The sequence below is a fragment of the Plantibacter sp. RU18 genome, from assembly GCF_050613355.1.
GTDB lineage: Bacteria > Actinomycetota > Actinomycetes > Actinomycetales > Microbacteriaceae > Plantibacter.
Genome location: NZ_CP159618.1, coordinates 631,479 through 644,163 on the forward strand (window position 1 = coordinate 631,479; position 12,685 = coordinate 644,163).

The 12,685-nt window shown below is 68.4% G+C and carries 12 protein-coding genes; 9 read left to right on the forward strand and 3 right to left on the reverse strand.

Annotated features, from left to right (window positions below; all coding sequences use genetic code 11):
• Positions 1 to 36 precede the first annotated feature (36 nt).
• Both ABMA10_RS02925 and ABMA10_RS02930 read left to right on the forward strand, forming a co-directional pair.
• Positions 37 to 981 (forward strand): carbohydrate ABC transporter permease, encoded by a 945-nt coding sequence (locus ABMA10_RS02925; protein ID WP_347866775.1) that lies wholly within the window; start codon positions 37 to 39, stop codon positions 979 to 981.
• A complete protein-coding gene (locus ABMA10_RS02930) occupies positions 974 to 1,903 on the forward strand; it encodes a carbohydrate ABC transporter permease (protein ID WP_347866776.1) in 930 nt (309 codons plus the stop codon). The genes ABMA10_RS02925 and ABMA10_RS02930 overlap by 8 nt, the downstream gene beginning before the upstream one ends.
• A gap of 22 nt (positions 1,904 to 1,925) precedes the next feature.
• Here ABMA10_RS02930 and ABMA10_RS02935 read toward each other — a convergent pair whose 3' ends face one another.
• Positions 1,926 to 2,597, reverse strand: a complete 672-nt coding sequence (locus ABMA10_RS02935) for a FadR/GntR family transcriptional regulator (RefSeq protein WP_347866777.1) — start codon at positions 2,595 to 2,597, stop codon at positions 1,926 to 1,928.
• Between the two features lie 273 nt (positions 2,598 to 2,870).
• Here ABMA10_RS02935 and ABMA10_RS02940 point away from each other — a divergent pair, with 273 nt between their 5' ends.
• The 4 genes from ABMA10_RS02940 to ABMA10_RS02955 are packed head-to-tail and all read left to right on the forward strand — an operon-like array spanning position 2,871 to position 7,709.
• Positions 2,871 to 3,908: a sugar ABC transporter substrate-binding protein gene (locus tag ABMA10_RS02940; RefSeq protein ID WP_347866778.1), complete on the forward strand. Its 1,038-nt coding sequence runs from the start codon at positions 2,871 to 2,873 to the stop codon at positions 3,906 to 3,908.
• The gene (locus tag ABMA10_RS02945; RefSeq protein ID WP_431031162.1) at positions 3,905 to 5,584 is read left to right on the forward strand and encodes a sugar ABC transporter ATP-binding protein; all 1,680 of its coding nucleotides are present in this window, start codon (positions 3,905 to 3,907) and stop codon (positions 5,582 to 5,584) included. The genes ABMA10_RS02940 and ABMA10_RS02945 overlap by 4 nt, the downstream gene beginning before the upstream one ends.
• Positions 5,581 to 6,609 carry an ABC transporter permease gene (locus tag ABMA10_RS02950; RefSeq protein ID WP_347866780.1) on the forward strand — a complete coding sequence of 343 codons (1,029 nt, stop codon included), beginning with the start codon at positions 5,581 to 5,583 and terminating at the stop codon, positions 6,607 to 6,609. Before ABMA10_RS02945 ends, ABMA10_RS02950 begins: the two co-directional genes overlap by 4 nt.
• Complete coding sequence (locus ABMA10_RS02955; RefSeq protein ID WP_431031163.1) at positions 6,606 to 7,709, forward strand: ABC transporter permease; 1,104 nt, start codon at positions 6,606 to 6,608, stop codon at positions 7,707 to 7,709. The genes ABMA10_RS02950 and ABMA10_RS02955 overlap by 4 nt, the downstream gene beginning before the upstream one ends.
• Before the next feature lie 55 nt (positions 7,710 to 7,764).
• On the opposite strand, the gene ABMA10_RS02960 is transcribed toward ABMA10_RS02955, so the two are convergent.
• On the reverse strand, positions 7,765 to 9,756 hold the full coding sequence (locus ABMA10_RS02960) for an aldo/keto reductase (protein WP_347866782.1): 1,992 nt from the start codon (positions 9,754 to 9,756) through the stop codon (positions 7,765 to 7,767).
• Between the two features lie 107 nt (positions 9,757 to 9,863).
• Between ABMA10_RS02960 and ABMA10_RS02965 the strand changes: the two genes are divergently transcribed.
• The 3 genes from ABMA10_RS02965 to msrA all read left to right on the forward strand — a co-directional run bounded on the left by ABMA10_RS02965 (position 9,864) and on the right by msrA (position 12,435).
• Positions 9,864 to 10,976 (forward strand): LacI family DNA-binding transcriptional regulator, encoded by a 1,113-nt coding sequence (locus ABMA10_RS02965; RefSeq protein ID WP_347866783.1) that lies wholly within the window; start codon positions 9,864 to 9,866, stop codon positions 10,974 to 10,976.
• Between the two features lie 100 nt (positions 10,977 to 11,076).
• Positions 11,077 to 11,724 carry an MOSC domain-containing protein gene (locus tag ABMA10_RS02970; RefSeq protein WP_347866784.1) on the forward strand — a complete coding sequence of 216 codons (648 nt, stop codon included), beginning with the start codon at positions 11,077 to 11,079 and terminating at the stop codon, positions 11,722 to 11,724.
• Positions 11,725 to 11,886: 162 nt separating this feature from the next.
• Positions 11,887 to 12,435: a peptide-methionine (S)-S-oxide reductase MsrA gene (gene msrA, locus ABMA10_RS02975; RefSeq protein ID WP_347866785.1), complete on the forward strand. Its 549-nt coding sequence runs from the start codon at positions 11,887 to 11,889 to the stop codon at positions 12,433 to 12,435.
• A 16-nt stretch (positions 12,436 to 12,451) separates the two neighbouring features.
• Here msrA and ABMA10_RS02980 read toward each other — a convergent pair whose 3' ends face one another.
• The gene (locus ABMA10_RS02980; protein WP_431031164.1) at positions 12,452 to 12,670 is read right to left on the reverse strand and encodes a hypothetical protein; all 219 of its coding nucleotides are present in this window, start codon (positions 12,668 to 12,670) and stop codon (positions 12,452 to 12,454) included.
• Positions 12,671 to 12,685: the final 15 nt, after the last annotated feature.

Consider the following 12,685-nt stretch of genomic DNA (forward strand, 5'->3'; position numbering starts at 1 on the left):
CGGTCCGAACGGCGTCGAAGCGAAGGAAGAACACGCATGGTCACCCTCCCCGCGGCACAGGCGCGTGCCGCCAGGCCCTCCAAGCGCAGCGCGCGCGTCGACCCGAACGCGGTCCACGCCAGGCGATCATGGTGGGGGCTCGGCTTCGCCAGTCCGCACGCGATCGGTCTCGCGCTGTTCACGATCGTCCCGATCGTCGCTTCGCTCGTCATCAGTCTGAACAACTGGCCCATGCTCGGCAGCCCGACCTTCGTCGGGTTCGACAACTATTCGCAGCTGCTCGCGGACCCGATCTTCCGCACCGTCATCCTCAACACGACGCTCTTCGTCATCCTCTACGTGCCCCTGAACCTCATCGTGTCGATGGGGCTCGCAGCGTGGCTCAGCCCGAAGATCAAACACCGCCAGATCTTCCGCGTGCTGTTCTTCATCCCCACCGTCACCCCGATCGTCGCGAACGCCGTCATCTGGCGGATGATCTACCAGCCGGACGGTCTGATCGACGCCACCATGCAGTCGACGATCGGCGTCTCTGCACCGAACTTCCTCGCCGACGAGAACTGGGCGATGCTCGCGATCGTCGCGATGAGCGTCTGGCAGGGCTTCGGCTACAACATGCTCATCTTCTCCGCCGCGCTCGACTCGGTCCCGGAGAGCCAACTCGAAGCAGCGGAGCTCGACGGTGCAGGGGCGTGGACGTCGTTCTGGAAGATCAAGTTCCCGATGATCTCGCCGTCGATCTTCTTCGCCGCGATGATGACGCTCATCACCGCTTTCCAGGTCTTCGCCCAACCGTTCATCCTCACCAAGGGCGGCCCGGGTTCCTCGACGACCACCCTCGTCCAGTTCATCTACAACCAGGGCTTCGTCTTCCAGCAGCTCGGCGTCGCGTCCGCGGCCGCCTGGGTGCTGTTCATCATCATCCTGGCCATCACCGCCGTGCAGTTCCTCGGCCAGAAGAAGTGGGTCCACTATGAGTAGCCAGACCATCAACAGCCGGGCTGCTCGTCAGCACCCGCCGACGTCCTCTCTCGTGACGGTGAACCCGCGGGGTCTCAAGCGCCGGCCGTCGAAGTCGGGCAGCCGCGTGCGTTCGGTCATCTCCTACGTCGTGCTCTGTCTCGTGGCGCTCGCGTTCATCTCGCCCCTCGTCTACATGGTGGCGACCTCGCTCAAGCCGGCCGCGGAGACCTTCACGACGCCGCCGACGCTCGTCGGGTCGGCGATCCGGTGGGAGAACTACTCGGAGGCCTTCAGCTATCTGCCGTTCGGCCGCTTCCTGCTGAACGGGCTGTTCGTCGCCGTGATCGGCACGATGATCAACATGGCCGTCTCGGTCCTCAGCGGGTACGCGTTCTCGCGACTGCGCTGGAAGGGACGCAACGTCGTCTTCGTGCTCTTCCTCGCGACGATGATGATCCCGCAGGACGTGCTCCTCATCCCGCTCTACGTGATGATGCAGGGTTTCGGCTGGGTCGACTCGTTCCAGGCGCTCATCATCCCGTTCGCGTTCACCGCCCTCGGTGCGTTCCTCTGCCGGCAGTTCTTCCTGACGGTGCCGCAGGAGCTGGACGACGCGGCGCGCGTCGACGGCGCCGGTGTCGTCAAGACGTTCTTCCACGTGATGCTGCCGCTCGCCCGGCCGACGCTCGCGGTGCTCGCGGTGTTCTCGTTCATCGCCTACTGGAACTCGTTCCTGTGGCCGCTCATCATCATCAACGACGTGAACACCTACGGCACGATCCCGCTCGGTCTGCAACAGTTCTTCGGGCAGCAGGGGAGCCAGTGGAACCTCGTGATGGCTGCGTCGGTGATCTCGATGCTGCCGACCGTGCTCATGCTCATCCTGTTGCAGAAGCACCTCATCCGCGGCATCGTGACGAGCGGTCTCGGCGGCCGCTGATCGGGCGGAGGCCGGGCGGCGCTCAGAGGGAGCGGCGCAACCAGCTCTCGACGCCACTCACGTGCACCGTCACGAGCGCGCGGGTGAGTTCGGTGTCGCGCTTCTCGAGGGCGTCGACGATGGCGTGGTGCTCCTGCAGCGTCCGGTCGACGGCCTTGTCCTCGGTGAGTCCGCGCCAGATGCGCGCGCGGACGGTCTTGCTGCCGAGTGCTGCAAGCAGACTCGCGAGGTAGGCGTTGCCGCTCAGCTCGATGATGCGCGCATGGAATTGGAGGTCATGGGCGACGAGGTCCTCGACGGTCGTCGACTCGTCCACCTGATCGACCATCGTGCGCAGCTCCGCGATCGTCTCGGGGTCGAGGTGCTGGATCGCCATGACCGACGCGGACGGTTCGAGGATGCGGCGCACCTCGAACATCTCGATGAGCGAGCCGTCGGCGTGCATGTCGATGACGAACGACATCGCCTCGTGGAGGAGGCTCGGTTCGAGCGTCGTCACGTACGTGCCGTCGCCGCGGCGGACGTCGAGCACCTTGATGAGTTCGAGAGCCTTGACGGCTTCGCGCAACGAGCTGCGGGAGAGCCCGAGCGACTCGCTCAGTTCCTTCTCCGGCGGGAGACGTTGTCCGGGCTTCAGGTCGCCGGCGACGATCATCGCCTGGATCTTCGCGATCGCTTCGTCCGTGACGGCCATGGGAACCCCTCTTCGCATGCGGCAGGCCCGCAGTCGAGGCCGTTGGCGCCATGATACATCCGATGTTTCGTCGGCCCGTCACGACGGCTCCGAAGCGCGCACGGCACCTTGTGTTACGTCCTGTTGAGCGTCCCCTCGCCTCGCGCACGATCCGTCCCTACTGTTGCTGCAACCCGACGTCGCGGTGGCGCCCCGATCGCCCCGACAGCCGACACCCGGGTCCGCACCACATCCCCTGCACCGTCCCGCACGCCCCACATCTCTGGAGTCCCCATGCGTCGTCGATCGCGCCTCGCGCTGTCCATCCTCTCGTTGGCGGTCGTCGCTGGCCTCGCCACCGGCTGTTCCGGCCTCAAGCAGTCGTCCTCGAGCGAGGAGACGAGCGGCGCCGCTGCCAGCTCTGCCGCCTCCGACGTCGACGTCCCCTCCCTCGAGGGCAAGACGGTCGGCGTCGCCGCGAAGGACGTCGTCCGTGACTTCGGTCGGCTCACCTACCAGGGCGTCCAGGACCGTCTGGAGGAGCTCGGCGCCAAGGTCGTCGCCACGCAGGCCGACGCTCAGGACGACAAGCACCTCGCGAACGTCGAGAACCTCGTCTCGCAGAAGGTCGACGCCATCGTCGTCATCCTCGGCGACGCCACGACGCTCGCCCCGGCGCTGCAGCAGGCGAAGGACGCCGACATCCCGGTCTTCACGATCGACCACGCGAGCGAGAACTCGGTCAACAACATCGGCTCCGACAACTGGCAGATCGGTTCGACCCTCGCCCGCACGCTCGCCGAGGACATCGGCGGGAAGGGCAAGGTGCTGGTCTTCAACGGCTTCTACGACGTCACCCCGTGCCAGATCCGCTACGACGAGTTCAAGCTCGTGCTGAAGAACTACCCGGGCATCGAGATCATCGAGCCCGAACTGCAGGACGTCTACGAGGGCACCATCGAGGACGCCAAGCAGAAGACGAACGACGCGCTCACCCGATACCCGAAGGGCGAGATCTCGGCCGTGTGGTCCTGCTGGGACCTTCCGGCCATCGGCGCCTCGCAGGCCATCGATGCAGCGGGCCGCGACGAGATCAAGGTCTACGGCGTGGACGCAGAGCCCGGAGCACTCGACCTCATCGCCGACCCCGACTCGGTCTACCAGTTCACGGTGGCGCAGCAGCCGACCCTGTTCGGCACGACCAGCGCGAACAACGTCGCCCTGTACCTCGGCGGCAAGCAGGACGAGGTTCCGCTGAGCACCTACCTCGACGCCGTGTTCATCGACAAGGCGAACGTCGCCGACGAGCGCAAGCGCCTCGGCCTGGAATGACGGACCGCACTTCGATCGTCGGGTCGGCCGCCCAGCAGCTGGGCGGCCGGCTCGACGGCGGCGACGCTCCGACCGGACGACTCCTCGCTGGGCCGGTGGTCTCCATGCGCGGTGTCGCCAAGGACTTCGGCGGCGTCCGGGTCCTGAACGACGTCGACCTCGAGGTGCACCCGGGTGAGGTCGTCGCCCTCGTCGGCGAGAACGGTGCAGGCAAGTCCACGCTCATCAAGATCCTCACCGGCCTCTACACGGCGAGCGAGGGCACGATCGACATCGACGGCCAGCCGGTCGTCATCCGGAACCCTGCGGACGCCGAGCGTCTCGGGATCCGCGTCATCCACCAGGACCGCCACCTCGCCGGGCGGCTCACGGTGGCCGAACAACTGTTCCTCGGATCGCGCAGCGCGTTCGTCACCGGGCGGCAGCTGGATCGGCGTACCGAGCGCGAACTGCTCGACCTCGTCGGACTCGACGTCCCGGGCAGCACGCTCGTGGATGAACTGAGTGTCGCGGAGCAGCAGCTCCTGCAGCTGGCGATCGCGACCATCACCCGCCCGCGGATCCTCGTGCTCGACGAGCCGACAGCGCCCCTCGCCGCCGGCGACGTCGACCGGCTGTTCCGCACGGTGCGCGCGCTGCAGTCGCAGGGCGTCGCCGTCATCTACATCTCGCACTACCTGCAGGAGGTCCGTGACATCGCCTCCCGCGTCATCGTGCTCCGGAACGGTGAACGTGTCGGCGCGCTCGACCTCGCAGACCCCGATTCGACCCTCGACGCGATCGTGCAACTCATGGTCGGTCGCAGCGTGGAGGAGTTCGGCGACCGCGACCGTGTCGCGGCCGATGCAGCGGCGGAAGCCGTGCTCGGGATCGACGGTCTCACGGTCGCCGACCGGCTGCACGGTGTCTCGATCGCCGTCCGCCCCGGTGAGATCGTCGGCGTGACGGGCCTCGTCGGCTCCGGCATCGAAGAGCTCGCCGACGCCGTGACCGGTCTGCGCGCGCACGGCGGGACGGTGCGTCTTCGAGGGACGACGATCCGCTCACCGCGGGCGTTCGTCCGATCAGGTGGTGCATACGTGCCCGCGAACCGACACCGCGACGGCATCCTGAACCGGCAGTCGGTCCGCGAGAACCTCACGATCGCGGCGCTCGACCGCATCACCGGACTCGGCGGCATGCTGCGCGGACGACGAGAACGGTCGATCGCCGCCGACCTCGTGCAACGGCTCGACGTCCGCCCCGCGAACGACTCCGCTGTCGCAGGCAGCCTCTCGGGCGGCAACCAGCAGAAAGTCGTGCTCGGCCGATGGCTGGCTGCCGGTTCCACCGTCTTCGTGCTCGACCAGCCGACCTCGGGCGTCGACATCGGGTCCCGGCAGCAGATCTACGCCGAGATCGACGCGCTCGTCGCGCAGGGTGCCGGTGTGCTGCTCGTGAGCGTCGACCTCGAGGAGCTCATCGGGCTCTCCGACCGCGTCCTCGTGCTCTACCGGGGCACGATCCGCGCCGAACTCCCGCGCTCGCGAGCCACCGCGGACAGCATCCTCGCCTGGTCCACCGGCGCTGCGGAGGCGGGCCCCCCGACAAGCTCGGGGAGCGGGGACGTCCCACGGGCCGCGTCGAGCCTGCTCGCCGAGCCTGTGCAGGCGCCCACCAGAGGAGACTCAGCATGACCGCCCTCTCCGCCCCGCCTGCACCCGCCGGCCAGGCACCGTCGGCCGCAACCGAGTCCGCGACCAAGCGACGCCGACCGGTCTCCCGCCTCGGCCTCATCGGCTACGCGATCGTCGTCATCGAGATCGTCGTGTTCGCCGTGGCCTCGCCCGGCTTCCTCGATCCCGCGAACCTCGCGACCATCCTCACGCAGTCGGCCGTCTATGCGATCGCGGCCTTCGGGCTCTCCATCGTCGTCGTGGCCGGCGGCGAGGATGTCGTGCGCGGCGGCATCGACCTCTCGATCGGCGCGGTCCTGGGGTTCTCCGGCGCGCTCGTCGCCGTCCTGTTGCAGTCCGAGCTCGGCCTGCCGCTTGCGCTGCTCATCGGCCTCGGAGCCACAGCGCTGATCGGTCTCGTCAACGGCCTCGTCGTCGTCGCAGGCATCCGTCCCCTCCTCGTGACGCTCGCGATGATGAGCATCGTGACGAGCCTCACGATCGTCATCACGAACAACGTCAAGGTGCCCGTCTCCGACGGCGGGCTCGTCTGGCTGCGGAGCGGAGACGTCGCGGGGATCCCGGCAGCAGTCGTCGTGCTGCTGCTCGTCTTCGCAGTCGTCGCGTTCGCCACCGGCCGGACGAGCTGGGGTGTGAAGAACGCGGCCGTCGGACAGAACCCGACCGCCGCTCGAGTCGCCGGTGTGAACGTCAACCGTCACATCATCGGCAGTTACGTCCTCGCAGCGGTCCTCGCCGGTATCGCAGGCGTCCTCATGACGAGCCGGTTGTCGGCGGCGCTCCCGGGCATCGGCGATGAGTCGCTCATCGACATCCTGCTCGCGACGTTCCTCTCCATCGCGTTCTCCCGTCGCCTCGTCGTCACGATCACCGGCACGTTGTTCAGCGCCGTGTTCGTCGCGATCCTGACGAGCGGGTTCAGTCAGCTCGGCGTGCCGAGCCAGTGGATCGGCATCACCAAGGGTGTCCTGATCCTGCTGGTCCTCGCGGTCGCCGCGATCCGAGAGCGGAGCGTCCGACGATGAGCCTCGACACCACGGCGGGCGCGAAGCCTGCCTCCTCACCCGCTGCAGGAGCGTCCGGTGCGAGGTCCGGTGGCACGGGTACCGGTGGCGGCCAGGGAACGGGTCCTGGCGGCCCGCTGTCCACGTTGACCGTCCGCGGGCTCGGGGCGGCCGTGCCCCAGGCGCTTGCCCCGGCCGTGCTGGCCGTGCTGCTCATCGTCTTCGCCGTGCTCTCCCCGTCGTTCCTGACGGCGGGCAACCTGCTCGGTGTGCTCAACCAGAACGCGCTGCTGCTCCTCGCGGCGGTCGCGATGACAGTCGTGGTGCGGGCAGGCGGGATCGATCTGTCGATCGGTGTCGCCATCGACCTCGCGGCGCTCACCGCCTCGGCTCTGCTCGCGGACGACTACGTGGCGTGGGTCGCGATCGTCGGAGCGCTGCTCGTCGGCCTGCTGGTCGGTGCCGTGAACGCGTTCCTCATCGTCGTGCTACGGATCCGACCGTTCCTCGCGACGTTGAGCGTGTGGTTCATCGGTGGGGGTGTGCAGCAGGTGGCGACGGACGGCGGCTCGCCCATCTACCTGTCACGGGGCAGCGTGCCTGACGAGTTCGCATGGCTCGGTGCCGGCTCGGTGCTCGGGGTCGCTACGCCGATCGTCATCGCGGTGCTCGTGCTGCTCATCGTGTGGGCGGCTCTGGAGCGCAGCCGGTGGGGGCGGGTGCTGACGGCGGCGGGGGAGCAGCCGACGGCGACGCGGATCGCGGGCCGGATGGCGGGGACGTCGATGGCGACGGCGTTCGTGTTCGCCGCAGGGATCGCGGCCATCGCGGGCATCATCCTCGCGGCGCGGAGCAACGGCTTCGTCGCGAACAGTGGTCAGCTCTACGTGCTCGATTCGATCGGCGCGGTGTTCATCGGGACGACGCTGAGTCGGACCGGTCGACCGAACCTGTTCGGGACGCTCGTCGGTGTGCTCATCTTCGCGCTGCTCACGAACGGTATGAACCTCGTCGGCCTGTCGTTCTACTGGCAGGGCCTCGCGCGAGGAGTCGTCCTGATCCTGATCCTGCTCCTCGGTGTCATCCTCGCCCGAGACCGTTCCCGCAAACCCCTCACCTGACCCCTCCGCCCCTGCTGCCAGCGCGGTGCGCTGGCAGCAGGGCAGGCAGGGAGGGTCAGGAGCGGAGGTCGAGCCAGGCGACCTGCTCTGGCGTGAGATGCAGGGAGAGTGCATCGGTCGAGGAACGGGTCTCCTCGATGGAGCGCGGGCCGATGAGCGCGAACGTCGGGAAGTCCTGCGCCAGCACGTAGGCGAGCGCGATCGCCGTCGGTGCGACCCCCAGCTCGGCGCCGAGCGAACGGGCACGGGCCAACCGCTCGAAGTTGTCGTCGCTGTAGTAGCAGCGCACGAGCTCCGGGTCGGACAGGTCATCGGGTTCGGCACGACCGGTGAAGAAACCACGCGCCTGCGACGACCACGGCAACAACGGCGTCTTCGTCTCCTCGAGCCACGCGCGGCTCTCGGGCGCCGTCACCTGTACGCAACCCTCCCACGGCACATCGAGCGCGCGGGCCAGACCGAAGTGGTTGCTCAGAGCGGCGAAGCCTTGCTTGCCGTTCGCGGCCGCGTAGGCGTTCGCCTCCTCGAAGCGCTCGATCGACCAGTTCGACCCACCGAAGGCGCGGATGCGACCGGCGTCCGCGTGCTCGTTCAGCACGTCGACGAACTCCCCGACGGGGATCTCGGCGTTGTCGCGGTGCATGAGGTAGAGATCGAGGTGATCGGTGCCGAGGCGGTCCAGGCTCTCGAACAACTGACGCGTGATCGACTCCGGGTCGCAGTACGGCGTGTGTGCGCCCTTGCCGATGACGACGACGTCTTCCCGCACGCCACGGTTCGCGATCCACCGGCCGAGCAGCCGCTCCTGGAGCCCGCCCCCGTACAGCCAGGCCGTGTCGAAGGCATTGCCGCCGCGCTCGAAGAAGTCGTCGAACATCGCCGAAGCGTGGGGGAGCGTCTGCTGGTTGTCGACGCCGAGCACGAGACGGGAGATGTCGTGGTCGATGCCGGCGATGCGACCCGTCGGCATCGCGAACTCGGCGCGGACGCCGAGCGGGCGGCCGGTACTGGTCGGCACGTTCGCCTCGATGGCCTCGAACGGGTACTCGAGGCCGATGGCTGCACGCCAGCGGTCCAGTGTCGCCGCGTTGCCGAGGGAATCAGCCCAACGCATCTGGGGCGCTTGGCCCGCTGCGGCGAACTCAGCCACCGCGTCGGCCTGGATCGCGTATTGCGAGGCGCCGGGGATGTGGATCGACTCGGTGCCCGCAACCGTCTGCACCTCGATCGTCGAGCCGTCCTCCACGGACGGCAACCAGGGCTCGTTGACGACGATGCGGCCTGTCGAGCCCGAGACGACGACGCGGTTGTCGTCTTCGATGCGGACACCGCTCGTCACGTGCGCGGTGATACCGGAGGGGAAGACGAGCGATGCGGTCGCCCATTCGTCGACGCCCGTGGTGCCGATGGAGCCGGCAGCGGCGAGCTCGATCGGATCGGCGAACGGTGCGCCGACAGCCGCACCCGCGATGAGGCGAGCGATGGACACGGGGTATCCGCCGACGTCGAGGATGCCGCCACCCGCGAGATCCGCGTTCATCAGGCGGTGCTCGGCCGGGAGGTCTGCAGCGAAGGCGAAGGTCGCCTCGATGTGCTGGACGTCGCCGATGGCGCCGGACGAGACCAGCTCGACGAGCTTCGCGGTCTGCGGGTGGAAGCGGTACATGTAGGCCTCGGCGAGGTAGACGCCGGCACGACGGGCGGCCTCGATCGCGAGCATGGCGCCGGCGCGGTTGACCGAGAGCGGCTTCTCGCTGATGACGTGCTTGCCGGCCTCGGCGGCCTCGATGACGAGGCGGACGTGCTCCGTGTGCGGGGTCGCGATGTAGACGGCGTCGATCTCCGGGTCGGCGAGCAGTTCGGCGACCGAGCCGTAGCCGCGGACCGGTGCGGTGCCGTCGCCGAAGCGCTCACCGAACTCGGTGGCGCGGGCGGCGTCGCGGCTGGCGACGGCGGCGAGACGGCCGGTGCTGCTCGCGTGCAGCTGGGTCGCGAAGCGTTCCGCGATCGATCCGGGCCCGATGATTCCCCAGGCGACGTGTTCCATATGGTGTTGCTCCTCAACGTTGATCGGCGGTGCCGTGGTCTGTGGTGGTGAGCGTCACGGCGGTACCGTGAACGTTCACGGTGTGATGCTATCAGTACGATGTGACCATGACCAGGCCACGCGATGAACAGGTTCCCTCTCGGGCGACCATCATCGACGTCGCCCGGGAAGCCGGTGTCTCGCGTCAGACGGTGACCCGTTCGCTGAACGGCATGCGCGACGTCAGCGAGGCCACGAGGCAGCGGGTCATCCAGGTTGCCGCGTCTCTCAACTACCGTCCGAACCGGGCGGCCCAGAACCTCGTGAGCGGCCGGACGACGACACTCGGACTCGTCGTCGACGACCTCCGGAACCCCTACTACCCCGAGCTCGCGGCAGCCCTCGTGCAGCAGGCGGCCGAGCGCGGCTGGACCGTGCTCGTCGCCGAGGTCGGCGGGACGACCGCAGCTGCAGACGACACGACGGCGGCCATCGACCGGGGCTCTGCGCTTCCGGACGTCGAACGTGCGCAGCTCGCGGATCTCGCACGTCAGGTCGATGCCGTGGTGGGTCGGAACGGCGCCGACCGCGGGGCGTTGCAGGGGGCGTTCGCCGCGATCCCGTTCGTCTCGCTCGGCGATCACCGGAACGACGAGCGTCCGGGATCGCCCGACCGCGCCTCGACGCACGACATCGATGCGGCCGCGATCGCGGGCGTCGACATCGACTTCGACGACGGCATCAGACAGGCGCTCGCGCACCTCGTCGCGACGGGCCGTCGGAACATCGCGATGATCGACGCCTCGGTCGAGCCGTCGAGTCGTCGCCTCGCCTACCGCGCGTTCCTGCAGGAGCACGGACTCCCGTGGTCCGACGCATCGGAGACCTGGGCCGAGGACACGCATCAGGGCGGGGTCGCGGCCGCCGTCCGGTGTCGCGCCGCCCTCCCGCAGGTCGACGCTGTGCTCGCCTTCAACGACGTCATGGCGGTCGGCGTCCTGAAGGGGTTCGCGCGCGCCGGCGTCCGGGTGCCCGCGGACGTCGCCGTGGTGGGTATCGACGGCCTCGACCTCGGCCGCTTCGTCACGCCTGAGTTGACGAGCGTTTCCGTCGACAAGGGGGACATCGCCCGCCTCAGCCTCGAGCTCCTCGACGGCATGATCTCCGGGGCGCTCCCGCTGACGGGCCCCTCGGTGCGACGCTCGGTCGGCGTCTCCCTCGTCCTGCGCGAATCCGCCTGACCCTCCCGTCGCGCCGACCTCTGGTTCGGGTCCGCCGGCACGTCCGCCCGTCCCACTGTGGCATCTCGCGTCGGACGGTCATGCACGCGAGACTGGTTGCATGGCTGAACTTCTCGCAGTGTGCCGTGTCGACACACTCCTGACCGACGACGGCTCGATCGGCGTCACCGCCATCGACAAGCGCCCTGTCCACGAACCGTTGCATGTACGACCACTCGGGCTCTATGGCGATGTGCAGGCGGACCGCAAGCACCACGGCGGGCTCACGAAAGCGCTCTACGCCTATGCGGAAGAGGACGCCGCGTTCTGGGCCGGTGAGCTGGGACGCGAGGTGACGCCCGGTCTCTTCGGCGAGAACCTCCGCACCTCGGGTATCGACGTCAACGGAGCCGAGATCGGGGAGCGGTGGCGCATCGGCGACGAGCTGGTGGTCGAAGTGACCTGCCCGCGCACGCCCTGCGGCACGTTCCAGCGACGGCTCCGTGAACCCCGGTGGGTGAAGCGGTTCACCGACGCGGCGCGTCCCGGCGCGTATCTCAGGGTGGTGAAGAGCGGTACGGTGCAGGCCGGCGACGCCATCGAGCTCGTGCGGAAGCCCGGGCACGGTGTGACCGTCACGTCCTGGTTCGCAGCCGCAGACGCCGCGCAGGCGGATGCGCTCGAGCAGGCGGAGCGCGATGGCGCCGTCACGCTCGCGGCCGAGATCCATGAGTCGATCGCTCGCGTCCGCAAGCGCCGTCCCGCCTGAGTCGACGCCGCCTCGTCCTGCGCGATGCCACAAGCTGAGCGCAAGCTGGGCGCGCGTCGACCGGCGGAACACCCCGGAAGACCAGGCTGTTGCATAGCATGGAGCCGAAGACCGGAGCACGCGGGGAACCCGCACGGTGCTCGGCACGAAGGAGGAGTCACGATGAGTGCAGCAGATCAGCAGAGCACGACGACCGAACGCGCGGTCCTGGCCGGCGGTTGTTTCTGGGGCATGGAAGACCTCGTCCGCAAGATGCCCGGCGTGAAGTCGACACGGGTCGGCTACAGCGGTGGCGACATCGCCAACGCCACCTACCGGAACCACGGCACGCACGCCGAGGCCCTCGAGGTCGTCTTCGACCCGAGCAGGCTCTCGTTCCGTGAGCTGCTGGAGTTCTTCTTCCAGATCCATGACCCGTCGACCAAGAACCGTCAGGGCAACGACGTCGGGTTGAGCTACCGCTCGGCGATCTTCTTCACCTCGCCCGAACAGGAGCGCGTCGCCCGCGACACCATCGCCGACGTCGACGCCTCAGGTCTCTGGCCGGCGAAGGTCGTCACCGAGGTCGAGCCCGTGTCGGAGTTCTGGGAGGCGGAGCCCGAGCACCAGGACTACCTCGAGCGCATGCCGTGGGGCTACACCTGCCACTTCGTGCGCCCGGGCTGGAAGCTCCCGCGTCGCGCCGAGTCGGCGGAGCAGGCCACCGCGTAACGAGGGGATCCGTGCGTCAGACGCCGTCGGCTCGTGAGGAGTTGACGGCGTCGGATGCGAGTCGTGGCGCGTATCGCGGGTCGATCTGCAGCGGAGGATCGTCGGGTGAGGCCAGTGACGGCCTGCCGTTGGCGACCCATTCCAGATACTGGAGGTAGGGGTCGGACCCGGCATCGACCGGCGCATGCTCGATGCGCTTGCGTCCCCACGGCCACTTCCACCCCACGATCAGCATCCTACGTTTGCTTCC